A 22,791-nucleotide genomic window follows, 5' to 3' on the forward strand; every position below is an offset into this window, starting at 1 on the left:
GGTGGTCACGCCCTGTCCGCGACGCGCTCGCCGAGGAGGCCCTGGGGCCTGACGAGCAGGACGACGATGAGGAGTACGAAGGCCCAGACGTCCTTCCAGGCACCGCCTCCGAAGAGGTCCATGCCGGGCAGGTGCTGGATGTAGCCGGTGGCGAGGGCTTCGGCGAGGCCGAGGGCGAGGCCGCCGAGCATGGCGCCGTAGATGTTGCCGATGCCGCCGAGGACGGCTGCGGTGAAGGCCTTGAGGCCGAGGAGGAAGCCCATCCGGAAGTCGACCTGGCCGCTGCGCAGGCCGTAGGCGACGGCGGCGACGGCGGCGAACGCGGCACCGATGGCGAAGGCCATGACGATGATGCGGTCGGTGTCGATGCCCATCAGCTTGGCGGTGTCGGGGTCCTGGCTGGTGGCCTGCATGGCGCGGCCGGAGCGGGTCTTGGTGACGAACCAGCCGAGGATGACCATGCACAGGGGGGCGGCGACGATGAGGAAGAGGTCGCTGCGCTGGATGGCGACGGAGCCGAACTCGAAGGGGTCACCGGGGATCTTGGGGAAGACCCGGGCCTTCTTGGCGTCGGGGTAGAACGAGAACACCAGCTGCTGCAGCACGATCGAGAGGCCGATGGCGGTGATCAGCGGGGCGAGCCGGGGCGCGGAGCGCAGCGGCCGGTAGGCGAAGCGTTCGGCCGCGACGGCGGTCAGGGTGGAGACCAGCACGCCTGCGATGAGCATCAGCGGTAGGGCCAGCCAGAGTGAGGTGCCGCCGGGTAGGGCGAGGTAGGCGGTCAGGGCGCCGAAGCCGCCGACCATGAAGATCTCGCCGTGGGCGAAGTTGATGAGCTGGACGATGCCGTAGACCATCGTGTAGCCGATCGCGACGAGCCCGTACAGGGCGCCGAGGATCAGGCCGTTGGCCAGCTGCTGCGGTAGGTCGTGCACCGCTGGGCCTCCGTTGTGCGTGTCCGCGTGGGGTGGTGGGATATGGGTGCGCGGGGGCACTGGTGGCGCCCCCGCGCTGGTTGTGCTGGTGGTGCCGGCGTGGGCCCCGACCGTGGTCGGGGCTCGGCGTCAGCCGTTGAAGGTGCCGGACTTCTCCACGGCCCACTTGCCGTCCTTGACGGCGTACACGGTGAGCTGCTTGTTGGTGGTGTCGCCGTACTCGTCGAAGGAGACCTTGCCGGTCACGCCCTCGAAGGAGATCTTCTGGACGGCCTCGACGACCTTGGCGCGCGGGTCGGCGGGGAGCTTGCCGCCGTTGGCGGCGACGACGGCCTTGACGCCCTGGATGATGGCCCAGGCGCTGTCGTAGGAGTAGCCGCCGTAGGTCTCGTAGGCGTCCTTGTAGCCGGCCGCCTTGTAGTCGGCGATGAACTTGGCCGCGGTGGGCAGCTGCTCGACGGGCAGGCCGACGGCGGTGGCGAGGTCGTTCTGGCTCTTGGGGTTGAGCTTGATGAAGTCGCCGCTCTGGATGCCGTCGCCGCCCATGAGCGGGATGTTGACGCCGGCCTCCTTGAGCTGGAGGGAGAGCGGGCCGGCCGCGGGGTACTCGCCGCCGTAGTAGACGGCGTCGGCGCCGGAGCTCTTGACCTTGGTGACGATGGCGGAGAAGTCGCGGTCGTCGGGGTTGACGTGCTCCTCGCCGACGATGGTGCCCTTGAGCTTGGTGAACTCGCCCTTGAAGGTGGCGGCGAGGCCGGCGCCGTAGGTCTTCTGGTCGTCGATGAGGAAGACCTTGGTCTTCTTGGCGTCGTTGATCAGGTACTGGGCGGCGAACGGGCCCTGCACGGCGTCGGTGGTGGAGGTGCGGAAGTAGGACTTGAAGGGGCGGGCCTTGGTGCCGCTGGCCCACTTCTCGCCCTGGCTGAGGGCGACGCCGGTGTTGGCGGGCGAGATCTGGACGAGGTTGGCGTCGTTGAAGATCTGCTGCATGGACTGGGCGACGCTGGAGTTCAGCGGGCCGACGACGCCGATGACGTTCTTGTCGGCGACCAGCTGGGTGGCGTTCTGCTGGCCGGGGGCCGGCTTGGCGGTGTCGTCCAGGGCCTTGATCTGGAACTTGACGCCGGGGACCTCGTTCTTCTCGTTGGCCTGCTTGACGGCGAGGTCGACGGAGTTCTTGATGCCGAGGCCGAGGGCGGAGAGGTCGCCGGTGAGCGGGGCGTCGACGCCGATCGTCACGGTGGCGGAGGAGCCTCCGCCGGTGTTGTCGCCGGTCTTCGCCTTGTCCTCGCCGCGGGAGCCGCAGGCGGTCAGGGAGAGGGCGCCGATCACGGCAATGCTCACGACAACTGCAGAACGATGACGCACGGGGGTCCCCTTCTGGGAAGGAAGGCGCCGCGCCGGAGTGGCGGGTGCCGGGGCGCACGATGGGGTCTGGCCCAATCCGTTGGCGCGGTGACTGGCCGTGACTCTAGATGGCCGTCGGGCGGCTCGGGCAGGTCTGGAGCGAGGCTGTGATTCTCTTGTTATGAGCACACGGAGCAGTTGTCTCAGGATGTGGTCGTTTCGACGCGACCGACCGCTCAACCCCGGCGATTTACCGGCCGGTAGCCGGGGTGTAAGGCCCAGAAATGGGGGTCAGTACTGGATTCACCGATAATCGGACACTTCCGTTCGGGTTGCTGGTTTCGGGCGCGTGGGCCCGAATACCGGACGATCCGACGATCATGCGTCCGCTGTCGGGTGCGCCGGCCGCGCGGCGGGCCCGTGTGGCGGCCCGGTGCTCGGATTTCCTGGCTGTTACGCAGTGTTACATTCGCGAAAGTCCCCCCACATGCCACCGCCCCCTTGTCCGGACCAAGGGACTGCCCAGTGCAGTCCAAGGTCAAACAAGGGGGCTGGCAAAGGATTTGACGGTCCGTCCGGCACCTGACCCGTCGTCAGGACGGAGCGGTCGGGCGGGATCCGCGGCTCAGAGGTCGCGCAGCATGCAGGTCAGCCGGCAGCTGGTGACCCGCTTGCCGGTGTCGTCGGTGATCGCGATCTCGTAGGTCGCCGCGGTGCGCCCCTTGAAGACCGCCGTCGCCACACCGGTGACCAGGCCCGAGGTCGCCGAGCGGTGGTGCGTCGCGTTGAGGTCGACCCCCACCGCGTACCGGCCGGGGCCGGCGTGCAGCATCGCGGCCACCGAGCCCAGCGTCTCGGCGAGCGCGGCCGAGGCGCCGCCGTGCAGCAGGCCGTACGGCTGCTGGTTGCCCTCCACCGGCATGGTGCCGACCACCCGGTCCGGGGACGCCTCGACGATCCGGATGCCCAGCTTCTCGCCGAGGTACCCGCCGGAGAAGGTGGAGGGGGTGACTCCCAGCTTGGCGAAGTGGTCGAGCACCTCCTGCGGGACCTTGAGCACCGGGGCCGCGTCGGGGGTGTCGCCGACGGGGGTGGTGGGGGCGGCGTCGGTCATGGGGGGAGCTCCTGCCGTTCGGGGTCACGTCGTTGTGCTGCCTGTGATCGTACGACCGTCCTACTCGGCGGTAGTGGCCGCCCGCGGGCCGTGGCGTGGCGGCCCTCCGACGGCGCGCCCCCTTTGTCGGTGCCGGGCCATAGGATCGGTCACCGGTAGTGGAATCGGCAGGAACGGACGTTGACGTGGCTACGCAGAGTACGGACAAGGGCGCGGCGGGTGGCGGCGGGGCCGGCGAGCGGCCCCGGCTGATGCTGCTCGACGGGCACTCCATGGCCTACCGGGCGTTCTACGCGCTGCCCGTGGAGAACTTCAACACCTCCACCGGCCAGCCCACCAACGCGGTGTACGGCTTCGCCTCGATGCTCGCCAACACCGTGCGCGACGAGCGGCCCACCCACCTCGCGGTCGCCTTCGACCTCTCCCGGCAGACCTTCCGCTCCGCCGAGTTCCCCGACTACAAGGCGAACCGCTCCAAGACGCCGGACGAGTTCCGCAGCCAGGTCGGCCTGATCGGCGAACTCCTCGACGCCATGCACGTCCCGCGGATGACCGCCGAGGGCTTCGAGGCCGACGACATCATCGCCACCCTCGCCACCGCCGCCGAGGCCGCCGGCTTCGACGTCCAGATCGTCACCGGCGACCGCGACTCCCTCCAGCTGGTCACCGACCGGGTCACCGTGCTCTACCCGACCAAGGGCGTCTCCGAACTCACCCGCTACACGCCGGAGAAGGTCGCCGAGAAGTACGGCGTCACCCCCCGCCAGTACCCCGACCTCGCGGCCCTGCGCGGCGACCCGTCCGACAACCTGCCCGGCATCCCCGGCGTCGGCGAGAAGACCGCCGCCAAGTGGGTCAACCAGTTCGGCTCCTTCGACGAACTCGTCGCCCGCGCCGACGAGGTGAAGGGCAAGATCGGCGAGAAGCTGCGCGAGCACCTGGACTCCGTCAAGCGCAACCGCATCCTCACCGAGCTGGTCCGCGACGTCGAACTCCCGCTGGGCGTCGGCGACCTGGCCCGCGCCCCGTTCGACCGCACCGAGGTCGGCCGGATCATGGAGGCCCTGGAGTTCCGCAACGCCAACTTCCGCGACCGGGTGCACGCCATCGACCCCGGCGCCGAGGAGACCGAGCCCGAGGCCGAACTCGCCCCCGGCGTCGACGTCGACGGCGAACTGCTCACCGACCCGGGCACCCTCGCCGCCTGGCTGGAGCAGCACGCCGCCACCGGCCGGATCGCGCTCGCCGCCGTCTACCGGTGGGCCCTCGGCAGCGGCGAGGTCACCGAAGTCGCCCTGGCCGTCGGCGAGTCGGCCGCCTGGTTCGACCCGGCGCTGCTCGCCGAGGAGGACGAGCGCGCCTTCGCCGCCTGGCTCGCCGACCCCGCCGCACCCAAGGCCCTGCACATCGCCAAGCAGGTCATGCGGGCCTTCGCCGAGCGCGGCTGGACGATCGCGGGCGTCGCCGCCGACACCGCGCTCGCCGCCTACCTGGAGAAGCCCGGCCGGCGCACCTTCACCCTGGAGGTCCTCGCCGAGGAGTACCTGGCCCGCTCGCTCGCCCCGGCGCCCGCCGCCGAGAGCGGCCAGCTCACCTTCGACGCCCCGGAGGAGGACGCCGCGGCCGGCGCCCGCGCGCTGATGCTGCAGGCCCGCGCCGTCCTCGACCTCGCCGAGCTCTTCGACACCCGCCTCGCCGAGGTCGGCGCCACCGGGCTGCTGCTCGACATGGAGCTGCCGATCGCCGCCCTGCTCGCCCGCATGGAGCGCTACGGCATCGCCGCCGACGGCCCCTGGCTCACCGGCCTGGAGACGCAGTTCGCCGCCGAGATCCAGCGCTGCGTCGAGGAGGCCCACGCCGCCGCCGGCCACGAGTTCAACCTCGGCTCGCCCAAGCAGCTCCAGGAGATCCTGTTCGGCGAACTCGCCCTCCCCAAGACCAAGAAGATCAAGACCGGGTACACCACCGACGCCGACGCGCTCACCTGGCTCGCCACCCAGACCGACAACGAGCTGCCGGTCATCCTGCTGCGCCACCGCGACCAGGCCAAGCTGCGCACCACCGTCGAGGGCCTGCTCAAGACGGTCTCCCCGGCCGGGCGCATCCACACCACCTTCAACCAGATGGTCGCCGCCACCGGCCGGCTCTCGTCGCAGGACCCGAACCTGCAGAACATCCCGGTCCGCACCGAGGAGGGCCGCGCCATCCGCCGCGCCTTCGTCGTCGGCGAGGGCTACGAGGCGCTGCTGACCGCCGACTACTCCCAGATCGAGCTGCGCATCATGGCCCACCTCTCCGAGGACGAGGCCCTGATCGAGGCCTTCGCCAGCGGGGAGGACCTCCACACCACCGTCGCCTCGCAGGTCTTCGAGGTGCCCGGCGAGGCGGTCGACGCCGAGATGCGCCGCAAGATCAAGGCGATGTCCTACGGCCTGGCGTACGGGCTCTCCGCCTACGGGCTCTCCCAGCAGCTCGGCATCAAGCCCGCCGAGGCCCAGGGCCTGATGGACACCTACTTCGAGCGCTTCGGCGGGGTGCGCGACTACCTGCGCCGGGTGGTCGACGAGGCCCGCGCCACCGGGTACACCGAGACCCTGCTCGGCCGCCGCCGGTACCTGCCCGACCTCAACAGCGACAACCGCCAGCGCCGCGAGATGGCCGAGCGGATGGCCCTCAACGCCCCCATCCAGGGCTCGGCCGCCGATATCGTCAAGATCGCCATGCTGCGGGTCGACGAGGCGCTGCGCACTGCCGGGCTGGGCTCGCGGATGCTGCTCCAGGTGCACGACGAGATCGTGCTGGAGCTGGCGCCGGGCGAGCGCGAGCAGGTCGAGGCGCTGGTCCGGGAGCAGATGGCCGGTGCCTACCCGCTGCGGGCGCCGCTGGACGTCTCGGTCGGCGTGGGCCCCGACTGGGAGGCCGCCGCGCACTGAGGCCGCGCGCAGCCGAACGGCGCGCCGCACCGGGCCGAGCACCGGGCCCGGCCGCGTACCGGGCGGTGGGCGGGGCGGGGGCCGACCGGGCCCCCGCCCGGCTCACCGGCGGGCGTTGGTGCGCTTCGTCGGCTCGGCCGTGGTCGGGTCCTCCGGCCACGGATGGCGCGGGTAGCGCCCGCGCAGCTCGGCGCGGACGGCCTTGTAGCCGTCCCGCCAGAACGACGCCAGGTCGCCGGTGACCGCGGCGGGCCGTCCGGCGGGGGAGAGCAGGTGCACGGTCAGCGGCACCCGCCCGCCGGCCAGCGCCGGGGCCGCCGCCCAGCCGAACAGCTCCTGCAGCTTCACCGCGAGCACCGGTCGGCCGCCGGCGTAGTCCACCCGGATCCGGGAGCCGGAGGGCACGGTGATCCGCTCGGGCGCCAGCTCGTCGAGCCGTCCGGCCTGCCCCTGCGCCCAGGGCAGCAGCCGCTGGAGGGCCGCCGCGGTGTCGATCCGGGCCAGGTCGGCGCGCCGCCGGGCCCGGGACAGCTCCGGCTCCAGCCACTCGTCGGCCCGCTCCAGCAGCGCGGCGTCGGCCACGTCCGGCCACGGTGCGCCGAGCTCGGCGTGCAGGAACGCCAGCCGCTCGCGCAGTCCGGCCGCCGCGGGCGGCCAGCCGAGCAGCGTGCCGACGCCCTCGCGCGCCAGCCCCTCCCGCAGGGCGGAGCGCACCAGCGCCGGGTCGGGCCGCTCCAGCCGTTCGGCGGTCAGCTCGACGGCGCCCAGCGCGGCCACCCGCCGGGCCGCCACCTCGCCGCGCCGGGTGTCCCAGCGGACCTCCTCGCGGGCGGACAGCAGCGGCGCCCCGGCCAGCCGGGCGGTCTCCTCGTCGAGCGGGGCGGCGTGCAGCACCCGGGCCGACGGCGCGCCGGCCGGGCGGTCGGCCACCGCGACGGCCAGCCACGGCAGCCCGGCGAGGGCGGTGCCCGCCGACAGCTCCGCCGCCGTTCCCGAGGCCATCAGGTAGGGGCTGCGGGTGCCGGGTTCGGGCCGCTCCACCCGGGCCCGGGCGATCCGCTCGGGGAAGGCCAGGGCGACCACCAGGCCGACCGCCGCCGGATCCGGCAGGGCGGTCGGTGCGGCCTCCGGGACGCCGCGCAGCAGCCGGCGCACCTCCTCGCGCCAGCGGGCCGCGTAGCCGTCCCCGGCGCCGGAGCGCACCAGCCGCAGCACGGCGCCCAGGTCGTCGCCGAGCGCCCGGGGCGGTTCCTCGGACAGCAGGGCGACCACCTCGGCGGCCCGTCGCGAGCCGACCGCCGGGGCGCCGTCGACCAGCGCGCGGGCCAGCCGCGGGTGCAGCCCGGTGCGGGCGAGCCGCACCCCGCGCGGGGTGGCCCGGCCGTCGGCGTCCACCGCGCCGAGGGCGTGCAGGGTCTGCCGGGCGGCGGCCATCGCCCCGGCCGGCGGGGCGTCCGGCAGGGCCAGCCCGGTGGCGTCCGGGTCGCCCCAGCAGGCGGTCTGCAGGGCGAACGGGGTGAGGTCGGCGAGCGCGATCTCCGGGGTGGGGAAGCGGGCCGCGAGGGCGTCCTCGGCCTCCGCCCAGCAGCGGTAGACGGTGCCCGGGGCCTCGCGCCCGGCCCGGCCGGCCCGCTGCCGGGCGGCGGCCAGCGAGGCCCGGACGGTGACCAGGCCGGCCAGTCCGCGGGCGTGGTCGGTGCGCGGTTCGCGGGCCAGCCCGCAGTCGACCACGGTCCGCACGCCGGGCACGGTCAGCGAGGACTCGGCGACCGAGGTGGCCAGCACCACCCGCCGCCCCGTCGAGGGGCCCAGCGCGGCGTCCTGTACGGCCTGTGGGGCCCGGCCGTGCAGCTGCAGCACCTCGGCGGGCGCGCCGTCGAGCAGTCCGGCGACCCGGGCGATCTCGCCGGCGCCGGGCAGGAAGCAGAGCACGTCGCCGGGCTGCTCGGCCAGCGCCCGGCGGACGGTGGCGGCCACGTGCTCCAGCAGCGCCGGGTCGACCCGGGTGCCGTGCGCGGGGCGGACGGCGCGCGCGGGGGGCACCCAGCGCACCTCGACGGGGTGCGAGACGCCGTGCGCCTCGACCACCGGCGCGCCGCCGAGCAGGTCGGCCCAGGCCGCGGTGTCGGAGGTCGCCGAGGCGCAGATCAGCCGCAGGTCCGGGCGCAGGGCGGCCCGGACGTCCAGCAGGAAGGCGAGCGCGGTGTCGGCGTCGAGGTGCCGCTCGTGGCACTCGTCGAGCACCACCGCGTCCACCCCGGGCAGCTCCTGGTCGCGCTGGAGGCGCTGCAGCAGCACGCCGGTGGTGACCACCTCGACGGCGGTCGCCGGGCCGGTCCGGCGCTCGCCGCGCACGGTGTACCCGACCTCCCCGCCGACCGCGGAGCCGAGCAGCCAGGCCATCCGCCGGGCCGCCGCCCGGACGGCCAGCCGGCGGGGTTCGGCGACCAGCACCCGGCGGGCGGGGCGGCCGTCGCCGAGGAGCCCGGCCAGCGCGAGCGGGACGAGCGTGGTCTTGCCGGTGCCGGGCGGGGCGGCGAGTACGGCGGTGCCGTGCTCGTCGAGGGCCCGGTGCAGGGCGGGCAGGGCGGTCCGGACGGGCAGGTCGAGCCGGGCGGGGTGCACGGCGGGCTCAGTCCCGTTCCGCGACGAAGATCGCGGTGCCGGGGAAGTGCCGTCCGCGCAGCGGGGACCAGCCGCCCCACTCCTGGTCGTGGCCCTCGGGCCACTCGGGCTCGACGAGGTCCAGCAGCCGGAAGCCGGCGCCGACGAGTTCGCGCACCCGGTCGCCGAGGGTGCGGTGGTGCTCGACGTAGGTGGCCCGCCCCTGCTCGTCCTGCTCGACGTAGGGGGTGCGGTCGAAGTAGGAGGCGGTCGCGGTGAGGCCCTCGACGCCGGGCTCGTCGGGGAAGGCCCAGCGGATCGGGTGGGTCACCGAGAACACCCAGCGCCCGCCGGGCCGCAGCACCCGGTGCACCTCGCGCATCAGGGCGCCGGTGTCCGCGCTGAACGGCACCGCCCCGTACGCGGAGCAGGCCACGTCGAAGGAGCGGTCGGCGAACGGCAGCACCGCGGCGTCGGCCTGGACCAGCGGGACGGGCGGGGTGTCGCGGGCGAGGTCGATCCGGCGGGCGTGCTGGAGCTGGCGGAAGGAGATGTCGAGCGCGACCGGGCGGGCGCCCCGGGCGGCCAGCCAGCGGGAGCACTGGGCGGCGCCGGCGCCGAGCTCCAGCACGTCCCGGCCGGCGAGGTCGCCGAGCAGCCGGGCGTCGGCCTCGTCGAGGCCCTCGGGGCACCAGGTGAAGCGGTCGTCGCCGAGGAAGGCGCCGTGCTCCTCCTGGTACTCGTCGGCGTTGCGGTCCCACCAGCGGCGGCTGGCCCGGCTGCTCTCGCCCGCGCCGGCCTCGCGCCTTACGGCATCGTCGCCGTCCTCGTCAAGATCGTCGGGCCGGGTGTCGGGGGTGGTGGCCAAGGTGTGAACGCCCATCGCGTAGGGTGTGGACTGCGGAAGCGCCGCTGCTGCGATGCGGCCCCCACCGGGGCCGGATCCCGGTGGTGGCATCCGGGGAAAGGCCTTCTGTGGCCGTCACCGCTGAGGTGCGCTATCGGAGGATATGGCCTGATCCATACCGGCCTCCACCGTCTCGCCTTCGTTGGCGTTGACCGTGCCCAGCTGTCCCCGTATGCTACAAGTTGCGCTGCGGGCCTGCGCGCCTCGGACGGAGCAGGTCGCGCTCGCATCTGTCGAAGACCCCGTGGTCTCAAGACGGACGCCGGTTCTCGTTGTACGGGAATCCCGGTGCGCCGTGTTCTGGGCTGCCCGGCTTTTCGGTGGGAGCGATACGGGCCCTCCGCGTGGCATTACCTACGACTTCATGTCCGTACCGGAGCCCTTTTCCTAATGACGAGCCCCACCGACTCCTCCCTCAGCACCACCCCGCAGGTCGCGGTCAACGACATCGGCGACGCGGACGCGTTCCTCGCCGCAATCGACGAGACCATCAAGTACTTCAACGATGGCGACATCGTCGAGGGCGTCATCGTGAAGGTCGACCGTGACGAGGTGCTCCTCGACATCGGTTACAAGACCGAGGGCGTCATCCCGTCCCGTGAGCTCTCGATCAAGCACGACGTTGACCCGCACGAGGTCGTCTCGGTCGGCGACAACATCGAGGCCCTGGTTCTCCAGAAGGAGGACAAGGAGGGTCGTCTCATCCTGTCCAAGAAGCGCGCTCAGTACGAGCGTGCCTGGGGCACGATCGAGAAGATCAAGGAAGAGGACGGCATCGTCACCGGTACCGTCATCGAGGTCGTCAAGGGTGGTCTCATCCTCGACATCGGCCTCCGTGGCTTCCTGCCGGCCTCGCTCGTCGAGATGCGCCGCGTCCGCGACCTCCAGCCCTACGTGGGCAAGGAGCTCGAGGCCAAGATCATCGAGCTGGACAAGAACCGCAACAACGTGGTCCTGTCCCGCCGTGCCTGGCTGGAGCAGACCCAGAGCGAGGTCCGCCAGACCTTCCTCACCACCCTGCAGAAGGGCCAGGTGCGCTCCGGCGTCGTCTCCTCGATCGTCAACTTCGGTGCCTTCGTGGACCTGGGTGGCGTCGACGGCCTGGTGCACGTCTCCGAGCTGTCCTGGAAGCACATCGACCACCCGTCCGAGGTCGTCGAGGTCGGCCAGGAGGTCACCGTCGAGGTTCTCGACGTGGACATGGACCGCGAGCGCGTCTCCCTGTCGCTGAAGGCGACCCAGGAGGACCCGTGGCAGCAGTTCGCCCGGACCCACCAGATCGGCCAGGTCGTCCCGGGTAAGGTCACCAAGCTGGTTCCGTTCGGTGCGTTCGTCCGCGTCGACGAGGGCATCGAGGGCCTGGTCCACATCTCCGAGCTGGCCGAGCGCCACGTGGAGATCCCGGAGCAGGTCGTCCAGGTCGGCGACGAGATCTTCGTCAAGGTCATCGACATCGACCTGGAGCGCCGCCGCATCAGCCTGTCGCTGAAGCAGGCCAACGAGGCCCTGGGTGCCAACCCGGCCGAGGTCGAGTTCGACCCGACCCTGTACGGCATGGCCGCCTCGTACGACGACCAGGGCAACTACATCTACCCGGAGGGCTTCGACCCCGAGGCGAACGACTGGCTGCCCGGCTTCGAGAAGCAGCGCGAGGAGTGGGAGCGCCAGTACGCCGAGGCGCAGGCCCGCTTCGAGCAGCACCAGGCCCAGGTCATCAAGAGCCGCGAGGCCGACGCCGAGGCCGCTGCGGAGGGTGGCGACGCCGTCGCCGCCGCCGCGGGTGGCTCGTACTCCTCCAGCAGCGACGAGGGCTCCGGCGCTCTCGCTTCGGACGAGGCCCTCGCCGCCCTGCGCGAGAAGCTGGCCGGCGGCCAGAGCTGAGGCTCTGCCCCTGAGGCGGCCCCGCAGCTGAGGCCTCCTCGCAGCTGAACAGCCGAACGGGCCCCCATCCGGATTTCCGGGTGGGGGCCCGTTTCGTGCATTCCGGCGGCAATTGCGCATTCCGCCTTCACTTATGTGCGCCATAGGTGAAGGAATTGATGTGACAAGGGGCTCATCTGATCGCCCTAGGTGTTTCATCGCATTCCCCCTACCTTGGGTGGAGTTGTCCGATCGGTCCTACGATCGGCCCCGCACGCAAGGGCACCACCTGCACATGCGCCGTAGCCCCGCAGTGACCCCCCTCCCGCTCCCCGCCGACCAGCAGGTCCCCGGACGCCTCGCCGCCCTCGGCCGCTTCTGCTTCCGCCACCGCCGCTGGGTGCTCGGCCTCTGGGCCGTCGTTCTGGTGGTCGGCGTGCTGATCGGCGGCCGGGTCTTCGAGGGGACGGTCGCCGGTGCCTCCTCCGCGGCCTCCGAGGCCGACCGGGGCAGCGCCGTGGTCACCGCGGCGGACCCCGCCCGCGGCACCCTCACCGCCGTGGTCGACGGCCGCCCGGTCGACGACCCCGCGGTACGGGAGGCCGTCACCCGGGCCACCGCCGAGATCGCCGCCCTGCCCGGGGTGTCCTCGGTCGCCGACGCCTACCGCGCCGACCCGTCCGCCGCCGCCCTGCGCTCCGCCGACGGCACCGCGAGCCTGGTCTCCGTACGGATGGCCGACGGCAGCAGCGCCGCCGAGGCCGACGCCGTCGGGGAGCGCCTGGCCGGCATCACGGCCGACGGCGCGAGCGTCAAGGTGGGTGGCGACCTCGTGCTGGAGCAGGAGGTCAAGGAGCAGACCGAGCGGGACACCCGCTTCGGCGAGATCGTCACCCTGCCGCTGACCCTGATCGTCATGGTGCTGGTCTTCGGCGGCCTCGCCGCGGCCGGCCTGCCGGTGATCGGCGCGATCGCCTCGGTGGGCGGCTCGCTGCTCGCGATGTACGGCTTCAGCCGGATCATGGACATCGACACCAGCGTGCTGCCGATCGCCACCGTGCTCGGCCTGGGCCTCTCGATCGACTACGCGCTGCTCATGGTGAATCGTTTCCGCGAGGAACGCGGCCACGGCGCGGGCATCGCCGCCGCCGTCGAACGGACCGCGGCCACCGCCGGGCGCACCGTCGCGTTCTCCGGGCTCACCGTCGCCGTCGCGCTCGCCGGACTCTTCGTCTTCACCAGCCCCGTCCTGGGTGCGGTCGCCGCGGCCGGCGTCAGCGTGGTCGTGATCGCGGTCGCCGCCGCGCTCACCCTCGTCCCCGCGCTGCTCGGCTTCACCGGCCACCGGATCAAGGCCCCCACCGCCCCCGTGCCGGACGAGGGCTTCTTCAGCCGGACCGTCCGGGTGGTCCGCAAGCGCGCGGTGGCCGTCGCCCTCGCCTGCACCGCCCTGCTGGTCGCGGCCGGCGTCCCGTTCCTGCACGCCGAGATGCGCAGCTCCGGGGCCTCCGTCCTGCCCTCCTCCTCGATCGGCCGCCAGGTCGCCGAGACCGTCGACCAGCGCTTCCCGCAGGCCTCCGCCGCCCCCGTCACCGTCGTCGTCGAGGGCAGCGCCGCGGCCGCCCAGGAGTACGCCGACAAGGTCGTGGCCGGGGTGCCCGGGGTCAGCGGCGTCCGCGCCGTCGCCCCGGTCGGCACCGGCGACCGGGTCTCCACCATCGACGTCCTGGTGCACGGCGACCCGCAGGGCGAGCAGGCCCAGCAGGTGGTCGAGAAGCTGCGCGCCGACCGCGGCGGCCTCACCACGCACGTCACCGGCGGCGCCGCCTCGATCGTCGACTTCCAGCACGAACTGCTCACCCGCGGTCCGATCGCGCTCGGCCTGGTCGCGCTCGGCACCCTGGTCCTGCTGTTCCTGATGACCGGATCGGTGGTGATGCCGGTCAAGGCGCTGCTGATGAACCTGCTGTCGCTGGGCGCCTCGCTCGGCGCGCTCACCCTGGTCTTCCAGGACGGCTGGTTCAGCGGCCTGCTCGGCTTCAGCCCGACCGGCGGCCTGGAGACCTTCATCCCGGTGCTGGTCTTCGCCTTCGCCTTCGGCCTCTCGATGGACTACGAGGTCTTCCTGCTCGCGCGGATCAAGGAACTGCGCGACCGCGGCCACAGCAACGAGCGCTCGGTGGAGCTCGGCGTCCAGCGCAGCGGTCGGATCATCACGTCGGCGGCCCTGCTGATGGTGATCGTCTTCGCGGGCTTCGCCATCGGCGACATGCTGATGGTCAAGCAGATGGGCATCGCCCTGGCGGTCGCCGTCGCGGTCGACGCCACCCTGGTCCGCTGCCTGCTGGTCCCGGCCGCGATGAGCCTGTTCGGCGAGTTCAACTGGTGGGCCCCGGCCCCGCTGCGCCGCCTGCACCGCCGCTTCGGCCTCAGCGAGCACGTCGACCTGCCGCCGCTGCCCACCCCGGCCGGCGGACTGCCCGCGCCGCGCAGCCCCGAGCCGGCGCCGGCCGCGGCGGGCGCCGCCGGGTGACCGGCGCGGACGCTCAGCTGCGGGCGCGGTAGACGCGCATCGCCAGCGGGTAGAACACCGCGGCGATGCCGGCCGCCCACACCAGCGTCCACATCACCGGCTCGGCCACCGGGCCGCCGGTGAGCAGGCCGCGGAAGGCGTCCGACAGGTGCGTCACCGGGTTGACGTCCGCCCACGCCTGCAGCCAGCCCGGCATGGTGTCCACCATGACGAACGCGCTGCTGGTGAAGGTGATCGGGAAGATCAGGGTGAACGCGAACACCTGGACCTTCTCCGCGTCGCCCGCCACCATCCCGATCAGCACCGCGCTCCAGGAGACCGCGGCGGTGAACACCAGCAGCAGCGCCGCCGCCGCGGCCACCCCGCCGATCCCGGTGGTGATCCGGAAGCCCATCAGCAGGCCCAGCCCGATCATCAGCAGCATCGCCCACAGCTGCTTGCACAGGTCGGCGGCGATCCGGCCGAACAGCGGCGCCGCGCGGGCGATCGGCAGGCTGCGCAGCCGGTCGAAGACGCCCTTGGTCAGGTCGGCGTTGAGCGACATCGCCGTGTAGGTGGTCGTGAACAGGGCGTTCTGGCAGATGATGCCGGCCAGCGCGTACTGCAGGTACTCCTGCGGGGAGCCGGCCATCTGGCCGCCCATGACGTAGGTGAACAGCAGCACGAACATGATCGGCGTGATGCTGAAGTCGACCAGCTCCAGCGGGTTGTGCTTGACCGAGACCAGGCTGCGCCAGGCCATCGTGCCGGTCTGTTGGAGGGCGGCGAGCGGGCCCACCCGGTTGCCCCGGCCGGGGGCGGCGGAGGGCCGGTCGGTGACGGCGGCGGTCATGACGTCCTCCCCCCGGCCTGCTGGTACGCGTCCTGCGCCGGACCGTCCCGGCCGTCGGGGCCCTCCCGGCCGTCGGGGCCGTCCGGGTCGTCCTGCTCGATCCGCGGATCGGCGTCCGGTTCGGCGCGGTGGCCGGTCAGGGCGAGGAAGACCTCGTCCAGGCTGGAGCGGCGCAGGGCCAGCTCGCCGACGGCGATCCCGGCGGCGTCCAGCCGGCGGACCACCGCGGGCATCAGCTCGGGGTCGTTGACCGGCGCGGTGACCGCCCCGCCCTCGATCCGGGCCTGCGGTCCCGCGGTCTCGCCGATCAGGGCGTGCGCCCGGGCCAGGTCCGCCGCGCGGACCGGGCGCAGCTCCAGCACCTGGCCGCCGGTGCGGTCCTTCAGCTCGTCGGGGGTGCCGCCGGCGATCACCCGGCCCTTGTCGATCACCACGATCTCGTCGGCGAGCCGGTCCGCCTCGTCCAGGTACTGGGTGGTGAGCAGGGCGGTGACGCCCTCGGCGACCAGGCCGCGCAGCAACTCCCACAGCTCGCCGCGGGCGTGCGGGTCGAGGCCGGTGGTCGGCTCGTCGAGGAAGAGGATGCTCGGCCGGCCGACCAGGCTGGCGGCCAGGTCGAGGCGGCGGCGCATGCCGCCGGAGTAGCCCTTGGCGGCGCGGCCCGCGGCGTCGGTCAGCCGGAAGCGCTCCAGCAGGTCGGCGGCCCGGGCGCGGGCCTCGGGGCGGGGGAGGCCGAGCAGGCGGCCGATCATCAGCAGGTTCTCGGTGCCGCTGAGGTTCTCGTCGACGGCGGCGTACTGGCCGGTGAGGCCGAGCATCGCGCGGACCCGGCCGGGTTCGCGGACCACGTCGTGCCCGCCGACCAGGGCGCGTCCGCCGTCGGGGCGCAGCAGGGTGGCGAAGATCCGTACGGCGGTGGTCTTCCCGGCGCCGTTGGGGCCGAGCAGGCCGAGGACGGTGCCGGATCTGGCGACCAGGTCGATGCCCGCCAGTGCCTCGGTCTCCTTGAACCGCTTGACCAGACCCTCCGCCTGGATCGCGTCCGCCACGGCCGGACCTCCCGCCTCGTCGGCGCGCCGGGCTCCGGCGCACACACCCTTCCACTGTGCGCCCGCCGGACGCCGGGTTCCACCGGAGAGCGGAGATCGGCGGCGTACTGTGGCGGCCATGCGACTGACCAAGTTCGGACATGCCTGTGTGCGCCTCGAACGGGGCGGCACCACCCTCGTCGTCGACCCCGGGGCGTTCACCGACCCGGCGGCGCTGGCCGGCGCGGACGCCGTGCTGATCACCCACGAGCACTTCGACCACTTCGAGGAGGCCGGGCTGCGGGCCGCGCTGGCCGCGGACCCGGCGCTGCGGGTGTGGACCAACCCGGCGGTGGCGGCGAAGCTGGAGGGCCTGGGCGGGCGGGTGACCGCGGTCGGCGAGGGCGACGCCTTCGAGGTCGGCGGGATCGGGGTGAGCGTGCACGGGGAGTGGCACGCCGAGATCCACCGGGAGATCCCGCTGGTGCGCAACATCGGCTTCCTGGTCGACGGGCGGGTCTTCCACCCCGGTGACGCGCTGACCGTGCCGCCGCACCCGGTGCGGACGCTGCTGCTGCCGATTGCCGCGCCGTGGAGCAAGGTCGGCGAGCTGATCGACTACGTCCGGGAGGCCGGGCCGGAGCAGGCGCTGGCGGTGCACGACGCGGTGCTCAGCCCGGAGGGCCTGGCCATCCATACCCGGCTGGTCGGCAGCGGCGGCCCGGGGACGGGCGCGGAGCTGCGGGCGCTGGCGGCGGGGGAGAGCCTCGACCTGGACGGCGGTCCGGGACGGGAGTGACCGCGCCGCCACCGCGGGCGGTCCGCGCCGGTAGCCTGGCGCCATGCTGAAGATCGGACTGACGGGCGGCATCGGCGCGGGCAAGAGCGAGGTGTCGCGCCTGCTCGCCGCCCACGGCGCGGTGATCGTGGACTCCGACGTGATCGCCCGCGAGGTGGTCGCCCCCGGGACGGACGGCCTGCGGGCGGTGGTCGCCGAGTTCGGCCCCGGGGTGCTGCGGGCGGACGGCTCGCTGGACCGCCCCGCCCTCGGGGCCGTCGTCTTCGCCGACCCCGAGCGGCTGCAGGCCCTGAACGCGATCGTCCACCCCCTGGTGCGGGCCCGCTCCGCCGAACTGGAGGCGGGCGCCGCCGAGGACGCGGTCGTGGTGCACGACGTCCCGCTGCTCGCCGAGAACGGCCTCGCGCCGCTGTACGACCTGGTCCTGGTCGTCGACGCCGCCGACGAGGTGCGGATCGACCGGCTGACCCGGCTGCGCGGCATGACCGAGGAGGAGGCCCGGGCCCGGATGGCCGCCCAGGCGAGCCGGGCCGACCGGCTGGCGATCGCGGACGTCGTGGTGGACAACAGCGGTCCGCTGGAGGGCCTGGCGGCCCGGGTGGGCGCGGTGTGGTCGGAGCTGTCCGCGCGGCGGGCCTGACGCCTTGGGCCGAGCGGGTCACTCCGGCCAGGGGGAGTCCTCGATCACCTCGACGAAGTCGGTGCGGGCGAAGCCCGGCTCGAAGCGGGCCAGCACGTCCGCCTTGACGTTGCCGAAGGCGGTCGCGGGCTTCGGTGCGATGCCCTCGTGGAAGGAGCGCAGGATGCCGCGCTTGAAGTCGGGGCGCGGGTGGGCGGCGACCACGGCGTCCCGGGCCGCGGTGTCGAGGTCGTGGTAGCCGAGGCCGAGCACGTCGAGTTCCACGCCGGCCGTGGTGAGGGCGATCTCCGGTTCCAGGTACTCGGGGATGCCGGGCGTGGTGTGCAGGGCGATCGCCTCCCAGACCAGGCGGATCCGCTGCTCGGGCAGCCCGTGTCCGCGCAGGAAGGCCGCGGCGGCCTCGGCGCCGTCGACCTCGAACCGCCGCCCGGAGGCGCGGTGCGCGGGGGCGAGGCCCAGGTCGTGGAACATCGCGGCGAGGTAGAGCAGTTCGGGGTCGAAAGCGAGTCCGCGGCGCTCTCCGGTGAGGGCGCCGAAGAGGTAGACGCGGCGCGAGTGGTGGAAGAGCAGGTCGGTGGAGGCGTCCCGGACCAGCTCGGTGGCCTCGGTGGCGAGGCTGCTGTCGGGGATCTTCACTCCGGCGATCTCGGTGGCCATGGCGGTGTGCTCCTCTGCGGGTCCGGTGTGCGGTTCGGCGGGACGGTGGGGCGGGCGGTTCGACGGGCGGCGGGACGGTCGTGCGGCGAGGCGGCGGGCCGTCAGGTCCGGACGGCGGCCTCGGTGCGGGCGACGGCCGCGGCGGCGAAGGCGCGTACGGCGGGGTGCGGGCGGGTGCCGTCGCCGGCCAGCTCCGGCTGGAAGAGGCTGGCCAGGAAGAACGGGTGGTCCGGCAGCTCCGCGATCCGCACCTCGCCGGCCGCGTCGGACCCGCTGAACACCAGTCCGTGGGCGCGCAGTTCGTCCAGGTACGCGTCGTTGAGCCCGTACGCGCAGTGGTAGCGCTCCACGGTGCGGGTGGTGCCGAGGACGCGTTCGGCGAGCGAGCCGGGGGCGAGGTCGACGACGCCCTCGTGCCCGACCAGGGAGCAGCTCAGCGGCACGATCAGCAGCTGCCCGCCCGCGGGGTCGCTCTCCGCGTGCGCGGCGGTGCCGAGGCCGCAGACGTTGCGGGCGTACTCCAGGACGGCGTGCTGGAAGCCGGCGCAGGTCCCGAGGAAGGGGATGTGCCGCTCGCGGGCGGTGCGGACGGCCGCGACGGCGCCCGCCTCGCTGCGGTACGGGCTGCCGGGCAGCAGCCAGATCGCGTCGAAGCCGTCCAGCGCGCCGGGGGCCTCGGCGTCCTCGGTGGGGATCCAGTAGGCGTCCAGGGCGAGCCGGTCGCGTTCGGCGAGCGCGTCGAGCAGGCCGGGGATCCGGGCGTGCGAGCGGATTTCGACGGAGCGGTCGCCGACCAGGGCGAGCCGGGGCAGGTGCGGGGTCATGACGCCATCCTGACCCGGGGAGTGCCATCGGATCCAACGATGATCGGTGCTGTCGGGATCAGGAATACTGATGGGTATGGATCCGCACCAGCTGCGCACCTTCGTCGCCGTCTGCCGCCTGGGCTCCTTCTCCGAGGCGGCGCGCGAACTCGGCTACACCCAGTCGGCCGTCTCCCAGCAGATCGCGGTGCTGGAGGCCGACCTCGGGGCCGCCCTGCTGCACCGCCGCCCGGTCGGCCCGACCGAGGCGGGCGCGCGGCTGCTGGAACACGCCGGGCCGCTGCTGGTGCGGCTCGACGCGGCGCGCGCCGACATCAGGCGCCTGGTACGGGCGCCGAGCGCCCGCCTGGTCCTCGGGACGACGCCGCTGGCGCTCACCGCCGAGGTGGCGCTCGCGCTGGCCGGGGTGCGCCGCTCGCACCCGAGGCTCGACCTGGCCGTCCGGGTGCACGCGCACGAGGAACTGCCCGCCCTGGCCGCCACCGGCGAGGTCGACCTCGCGCTGGTCGACGGCCTCGCCGCACCCAGCGATCCGCTGCCGCTGCCCGAGACGGGGCCGCTCGCGACGGTCGCCGTCGGGGAGCAGCCGCTCGCCGTCGCCCTGCCCGCCGACCACCCGCTGGCCGGGCGTCCGGGCCTCGCGCTCGCCGACCTCTCCGCCGCCCGCTGGCTGGACGCCCCCGGGATCGCCCCGACGCCCGACCGGCTGCGGGCCGCGACCGGCGTCGACGGCTACCGGCCCGCCGCGGTGTACCGGGGCGGTGACGTGCGCGGCCTGCTCGTCCTGGTCGCCGCCGGCCACGGCCTGACCGTGCTGCCGCAACCGGCCGCCGCCGGGGCGCCGGGCGTCGTCGCGGTGCCCGTCCGGACGCCGCGACTGGTCCACCGCACCGAGCTGGTGCACGGCAGCCTGCCCGCGGGCGGCCCGGCGGCGCTGCTGGCGGAACTGCTGGGCCGGCGGCCCGGGCCGGGCCCGGCCGCTACCGGCGGGGCTGGGTGAAGCGCAGCATGTTGCCGGCCGGGTCGCGGAAGGCGCAGTCGCGCACGCCGTACGGCTGGTCGACCGGCTCCTGCAGCACCTCGCCGCCCGCCGCGCGGATGCGTTCGAAGGTGGCGTCGCAGTCCTCGGTGGCGAAGATGACGGCCCGCAGCAGGCCCTTGGCGAGCAGCTGCGCCACGGCCTCGCGGTCGGCGGGGGAGGCACCGGGGTCGGCGAGCGGCGGTTCGAGGACGATGCTGACGTCGGGCTGGGAGGGGGCGCCGAGGGTCACCCAGCGCATCCCCTCGAAGCCGACGTCGTTGCGCACCTCCAGGCCGAGCACGTCCCGGTAGAAGACCAGCGCCTTGTCGTGGTCGTCGACGGCGATGAAGCACTGCGAAAGCTTGATGTCCATGCGTTTCACGCTACGGGCGGGGTCCGGCTTTCGCTTCTCCGTTCCTGACCGGTCGGGTGTGGATCTTGGCGATGCAGGCCGGGACCGCCGCGCCGTCCTCGTGGCCGCGGGCCCGGTAGGCGCTCGGGGTCTCGCCCACCAGCTCGGTGAACCGGGAGCTGAACGAGCCCAGCGAGGTACAGCCGACCGCGAAGCAGACCTCGGTCACCGACAGGTCGCCCCGGCGCAGCAGGGCCTTGGCCCGCTCGATCCGGCGGGTCATGAGGTAGCTGTACGGGGTCTCCCCGAAGGCCGCGCGGAAGCTGCGGGAGAAGTGGCCCGCCGACATCAGCGCGACCCGCGCCAGTGCCGTCACGTCCAGCGGCTCCATGTAGTCGCGGTCCATCGCGTCGCGGGCCCGGCGCAGCCGCCGGAGGTCCTCCAGGCTCGTCACACCACCCACCCTCCCACACCTCCCCCGCAGCTCCTCCGGGCACCCTCCGCGGGCGGCCCGTCCTCAGGGCTTGCGGGCGACGCCGACCCAGAGGGCGACCTGGGCGTCGGTGGGCAGGGCCGGCTGGTCGGGGCGCCAGAGGGGGGCGGTGACCAGCCCGGGGTCGGCGAGTTCGAGGCCGTCGAAGAAGCGCAGGACCTGCTCGCGGGTGCGCATGGTCAGCTGGGCGGAGGCGTTGCGGTAGAGGGCGGGGCCCTTGGCGGCGTCGACGGGCGGGGCGAAGTCGCCGGTGGCGTGCGAGATCGCCAGCAGGCTGCCGGAGGGCAGCGCGTCGACCAGGGTGCGGACGATGCCGTGCGGCTCGTCCGCGTCGTCGATGAAGTGCAGGACGGCGAACAGCAGCAGCGCGACCGGCTGCCCGGAGTCGATCGCCTTGCGCACCTCGGGGTTCTCCAGGATGCCCGCGGGGTCGCGCAGGTCGGCCTGGACGACGGCGGTGCTCCCGGGGGTCGTCCCGCTCAGCAGGGCCCGGCTGTGGACCAGCACGATCGGGTCGTTGTCCACGTAGACGACTCTGGCGTCGGGGTGCACCTGCTGGGCGATCTGGTGGGTGTTGCCGGCGGTCGGTATGCCGGTGCCGATGTCGATGAACTGCCGTACGCCGGAGGCCGCCAGGTGGTGCACGGCGCGGCCGAGGAAGGCCCGGTTGGCGAGGGCGCTGATCCGGACCAGCGGGCTGAGTGCGATCACCTTCTCCGCGGCCTCGCGGTCGGCGGGGAAGTTGTCCTTGCCGCCGAGGTAGTAGTCGTACATCCGGGCGGGGTGCGGGATCTCCGGGCGCAGGTCGACGGGCGGCCGGAGGTCGCTGGTGTCGCCGTTCAGCCACTCCAGCTCGATGCCGTGATGCTCGGTCATGTCCGGCCTCCCCTTGGGCGATTGTGATCTCGAAGGGGCAGCTTAGGTGCCGACCCGGGCGTGTGCCGCCCGCTTCCGGAATCCGGGCCCGTCAGTTCGGGGCGTCACAGCCCGCCGCCGCACCCTCCGCAGCCGCCGCCGCAGCTGCTCCCGCCGCAGCCGCCGGGACTTCCCAGGCCTGCGCCGTCGCTGCCGGAGGCGCTGCGGGAGCGCGCGGCCGCCTCGGCCCGCCGGCGCCGTTCGGCCGCCGCCCGTGCCGCCCGTGCCGCCTGTTCGGCCTCGGCCGCCGCGCGGGAGCCGGCCAGGGCGATGGCGAGGTCGTGGTCGGCCGGCAGGGCGGCGAGTCCGCCGAGTGCCACGGCGAGGGCGGGCGGCCGCGGGGCGGGGTCTGCGAGCGCCTTCGTCAGGACGCCGGCGCCGAGGGCGGTGGTGAAGGTGCGCTCCGGCCGCCCCCGGACGGCCAGGACGACCGCGGCGGCCAGCAGGGCCGCGAAGGGGAGGAGGCGGAGCAGGACGCCCTCGTCGTGCCGGTGCGCCCACCAGGCGGAGAACCCGCCCGCCGCGGCGACCAGGACGGCGGCCGTCCGGAGGGACCCGGCGGCCCGGACGGCCCGGGCGTGCAGGTCGTCGTCCTGGAGCAGGCCGGTGCGCATCAGCTGCTTCTCGAAGGCCCGGTGCGGGGCCTTGAACGGGACGGAGGCGAGCAGGTCGAGCAGGTCGTGGGTGCGGGTGGGGCCGGCCGCCAGGGCGACCGCGGCCTCGACGGGCTCCCGGGGGTCGCCGTCGGTGACCGTGACGGTGCCCGCGCGGGAGGCGACCAGCCGGCCGTCCGCGTGCAGCGCGGTGACCAGGGTCTCGGGCAGGTGCGCGGCCACGAAGGCGAGTTCGTAGACGTCGGCGCGGTACGGCCGGCGCGCCTCCCGCTCGGGCCGGCGCAGCGCCTGCCGGGCCCGGCGCAGTCGGAGTGCCGCCGCGGCCGACACCGCGGCGGAGACGAGCAGCGGAACCAGGAACCCCCACACCATGACGCCCCCGT

Annotated in this window: 19 protein-coding genes; 6 read left to right on the top strand and 13 right to left on the bottom strand. The window is 73.9% G+C overall.

Features of this window, described 5'->3' with window-relative positions; genetic code table 11:
• Nucleotides 1-5 precede the first annotated feature (5 nt).
• From ACWGB8_RS09910 to ACWGB8_RS09920, 3 genes are all read right to left on the bottom strand, one after another.
• Entirely contained in the window at nucleotides 6-935 is a 930-nt protein-coding gene (locus tag ACWGB8_RS09910) for a branched-chain amino acid ABC transporter permease (RefSeq protein ID WP_452212017.1), read from the bottom strand.
• Between the two features lie 129 nt (nucleotides 936-1,064).
• Nucleotides 1,065-2,303 carry a branched-chain amino acid ABC transporter substrate-binding protein gene (locus ACWGB8_RS09915; RefSeq protein WP_452212019.1) on the bottom strand — a complete coding sequence of 413 codons (1,239 nt, stop codon included), beginning with the start codon at nucleotides 2,301-2,303 and terminating at the stop codon, nucleotides 1,065-1,067.
• A 604-nt stretch (nucleotides 2,304-2,907) separates the two neighbouring features.
• Nucleotides 2,908-3,396 (bottom strand): PaaI family thioesterase, encoded by a 489-nt coding sequence (locus ACWGB8_RS09920; RefSeq protein ID WP_452212021.1) that lies wholly within the window; start codon nucleotides 3,394-3,396, stop codon nucleotides 2,908-2,910.
• A gap of 251 nt (nucleotides 3,397-3,647) precedes the next feature.
• On the opposite strand from ACWGB8_RS09920, the gene polA reads away from it, so the two are divergent.
• Nucleotides 3,648-6,329 carry a DNA polymerase I gene (polA, locus tag ACWGB8_RS09925; RefSeq protein WP_452212078.1) on the top strand — a complete coding sequence of 894 codons (2,682 nt, stop codon included), beginning with the start codon at nucleotides 3,648-3,650 and terminating at the stop codon, nucleotides 6,327-6,329.
• A gap of 102 nt (nucleotides 6,330-6,431) precedes the next feature.
• Here the strand turns inward: polA and hrpB are convergent, their stop codons facing one another.
• Together hrpB and ACWGB8_RS09935 are read right to left on the bottom strand one after the other, a co-directional pair.
• Nucleotides 6,432-8,954, bottom strand: a complete 2,523-nt coding sequence (hrpB, locus tag ACWGB8_RS09930; protein ID WP_452212022.1) for an ATP-dependent helicase HrpB — start codon at nucleotides 8,952-8,954, stop codon at nucleotides 6,432-6,434.
• Between the two features lie 7 nt (nucleotides 8,955-8,961).
• Nucleotides 8,962-9,816, bottom strand: a complete 855-nt coding sequence (locus ACWGB8_RS09935) for a class I SAM-dependent methyltransferase (RefSeq protein WP_452212024.1) — start codon at nucleotides 9,814-9,816, stop codon at nucleotides 8,962-8,964.
• Nucleotides 9,817-10,230: 414 nt separating this feature from the next.
• Here ACWGB8_RS09935 and rpsA point away from each other — a divergent pair, with 414 nt between their 5' ends.
• The gene (rpsA, locus tag ACWGB8_RS09940; RefSeq protein WP_350748100.1) at nucleotides 10,231-11,721 is read left to right on the top strand and encodes a 30S ribosomal protein S1; all 1,491 of its coding nucleotides are present in this window, start codon (nucleotides 10,231-10,233) and stop codon (nucleotides 11,719-11,721) included.
• 274 nt (nucleotides 11,722-11,995) lie between these two features.
• Nucleotides 11,996-14,233, top strand: coding sequence for an MMPL family transporter (locus ACWGB8_RS09945; protein ID WP_452212026.1), 2,238 nt, complete (start codon nucleotides 11,996-11,998; stop codon nucleotides 14,231-14,233).
• A 13-nt stretch (nucleotides 14,234-14,246) separates the two neighbouring features.
• On the opposite strand, the gene ACWGB8_RS09950 is transcribed toward ACWGB8_RS09945, so the two are convergent.
• Entirely contained in the window at nucleotides 14,247-15,065 is an 819-nt protein-coding gene (locus tag ACWGB8_RS09950) for an ABC transporter permease (RefSeq protein WP_452212027.1), read from the bottom strand.
• Complete coding sequence (locus ACWGB8_RS09955; RefSeq protein ID WP_452212029.1) at nucleotides 15,062-16,114, bottom strand: ATP-binding cassette domain-containing protein; 1,053 nt, start codon at nucleotides 16,112-16,114, stop codon at nucleotides 15,062-15,064. The genes ACWGB8_RS09950 and ACWGB8_RS09955 overlap by 4 nt, the downstream gene beginning before the upstream one ends.
• Nucleotides 16,115-16,232: 118 nt before the next feature.
• Here ACWGB8_RS09955 and ACWGB8_RS09960 point away from each other — a divergent pair, with 118 nt between their 5' ends.
• Both ACWGB8_RS09960 and coaE read left to right on the top strand, forming a co-directional pair.
• Nucleotides 16,233-16,892, top strand: coding sequence for an MBL fold metallo-hydrolase (locus tag ACWGB8_RS09960; RefSeq protein ID WP_452212031.1), 660 nt, complete (start codon nucleotides 16,233-16,235; stop codon nucleotides 16,890-16,892).
• A gap of 43 nt (nucleotides 16,893-16,935) precedes the next feature.
• Nucleotides 16,936-17,532 carry a dephospho-CoA kinase gene (gene coaE, locus ACWGB8_RS09965; RefSeq protein WP_452212033.1) on the top strand — a complete coding sequence of 199 codons (597 nt, stop codon included), beginning with the start codon at nucleotides 16,936-16,938 and terminating at the stop codon, nucleotides 17,530-17,532.
• Between the two features lie 18 nt (nucleotides 17,533-17,550).
• On the opposite strand, the gene ACWGB8_RS09970 is transcribed toward coaE, so the two are convergent.
• Nucleotides 17,551-18,189 carry an HD domain-containing protein gene (locus ACWGB8_RS09970; RefSeq protein ID WP_452212035.1) on the bottom strand — a complete coding sequence of 213 codons (639 nt, stop codon included), beginning with the start codon at nucleotides 18,187-18,189 and terminating at the stop codon, nucleotides 17,551-17,553.
• Between the two features lie 101 nt (nucleotides 18,190-18,290).
• Nucleotides 18,291-19,013, bottom strand: a complete 723-nt coding sequence (locus ACWGB8_RS09975; protein ID WP_452212037.1) for a CTP synthase C-terminal region-related (seleno)protein — start codon at nucleotides 19,011-19,013, stop codon at nucleotides 18,291-18,293.
• 76 nt (nucleotides 19,014-19,089) lie between these two features.
• Between ACWGB8_RS09975 and ACWGB8_RS09980 the strand changes: the two genes are divergently transcribed.
• Entirely contained in the window at nucleotides 19,090-20,013 is a 924-nt protein-coding gene (locus ACWGB8_RS09980; protein ID WP_452212038.1) for a LysR family transcriptional regulator, read from the top strand.
• Here ACWGB8_RS09980 and ACWGB8_RS09985 read toward each other — a convergent pair.
• The 4 genes from ACWGB8_RS09985 to ACWGB8_RS10000 all read right to left on the bottom strand — a co-directional run bounded on the left by ACWGB8_RS09985 (nucleotide 19,994) and on the right by ACWGB8_RS10000 (nucleotide 22,780).
• Nucleotides 19,994-20,407 (bottom strand): VOC family protein, encoded by a 414-nt coding sequence (locus ACWGB8_RS09985; protein ID WP_452212040.1) that lies wholly within the window; start codon nucleotides 20,405-20,407, stop codon nucleotides 19,994-19,996. The two genes, ACWGB8_RS09980 and ACWGB8_RS09985, sit on opposite strands and share 20 nt — an antisense overlap.
• Before the next feature lie 10 nt (nucleotides 20,408-20,417).
• Nucleotides 20,418-20,840, bottom strand: a complete 423-nt coding sequence (locus ACWGB8_RS09990; protein ID WP_452212042.1) for a helix-turn-helix transcriptional regulator — start codon at nucleotides 20,838-20,840, stop codon at nucleotides 20,418-20,420.
• Between the two features lie 63 nt (nucleotides 20,841-20,903).
• Nucleotides 20,904-21,755, bottom strand: a complete 852-nt coding sequence (locus tag ACWGB8_RS09995) for an SAM-dependent methyltransferase (RefSeq protein ID WP_452212044.1) — start codon at nucleotides 21,753-21,755, stop codon at nucleotides 20,904-20,906.
• A 104-nt stretch (nucleotides 21,756-21,859) separates the two neighbouring features.
• Nucleotides 21,860-22,780, bottom strand: a complete 921-nt coding sequence (locus ACWGB8_RS10000) for a TIGR04222 domain-containing membrane protein (RefSeq protein WP_452212046.1) — start codon at nucleotides 22,778-22,780, stop codon at nucleotides 21,860-21,862.
• Between the last annotated feature and the right edge of the window lie 11 nt (nucleotides 22,781-22,791).

The sequence above is a fragment of the Kitasatospora sp. NPDC054939 genome, from assembly GCF_053610105.1.

Excerpts from the sequence above, each read along its gene's own strand:
- ACWGB8_RS09920 (WP_452212021.1), bottom strand. The coding sequence starts at position 3,396 with ATGACCGACGCCGCCCCCACCACCCCCGTCGGCGACACCCCCGACGCG.
- polA (WP_452212078.1), top strand. The coding sequence starts at position 3,648 with ATGCTGCTCGACGGGCACTCCATGGCCTACCGGGCGTTCTACGCGCTG.
- ACWGB8_RS09935 (WP_452212024.1), bottom strand. The coding sequence starts at position 9,816 with ATGGGCGTTCACACCTTGGCCACCACCCCCGACACCCGGCCCGACGAT.
- rpsA (WP_350748100.1), top strand. The coding sequence starts at position 10,231 with ATGACGAGCCCCACCGACTCCTCCCTCAGCACCACCCCGCAGGTCGCG.
- ACWGB8_RS09945 (WP_452212026.1), top strand. The coding sequence starts at position 11,996 with ATGCGCCGTAGCCCCGCAGTGACCCCCCTCCCGCTCCCCGCCGACCAG.
- ACWGB8_RS09950 (WP_452212027.1), bottom strand. The coding sequence starts at position 15,065 with ATGACCGCCGCCGTCACCGACCGGCCCTCCGCCGCCCCCGGCCGGGGC.
- ACWGB8_RS09960 (WP_452212031.1), top strand. The coding sequence starts at position 16,233 with ATGCGACTGACCAAGTTCGGACATGCCTGTGTGCGCCTCGAACGGGGC.
- coaE (WP_452212033.1), top strand. The coding sequence starts at position 16,936 with ATGCTGAAGATCGGACTGACGGGCGGCATCGGCGCGGGCAAGAGCGAG.
- ACWGB8_RS09970 (WP_452212035.1), bottom strand. The coding sequence starts at position 18,189 with ATGGCCACCGAGATCGCCGGAGTGAAGATCCCCGACAGCAGCCTCGCC.
- ACWGB8_RS09975 (WP_452212037.1), bottom strand. The coding sequence starts at position 19,013 with ATGACCCCGCACCTGCCCCGGCTCGCCCTGGTCGGCGACCGCTCCGTC.
- ACWGB8_RS09980 (WP_452212038.1), top strand. The coding sequence starts at position 19,090 with ATGGATCCGCACCAGCTGCGCACCTTCGTCGCCGTCTGCCGCCTGGGC.
- ACWGB8_RS09985 (WP_452212040.1), bottom strand. The coding sequence starts at position 20,407 with ATGGACATCAAGCTTTCGCAGTGCTTCATCGCCGTCGACGACCACGAC.
- ACWGB8_RS09995 (WP_452212044.1), bottom strand. The coding sequence starts at position 21,755 with ATGACCGAGCATCACGGCATCGAGCTGGAGTGGCTGAACGGCGACACC.
- ACWGB8_RS10000 (WP_452212046.1), bottom strand. The coding sequence starts at position 22,780 with ATGGTGTGGGGGTTCCTGGTTCCGCTGCTCGTCTCCGCCGCGGTGTCG.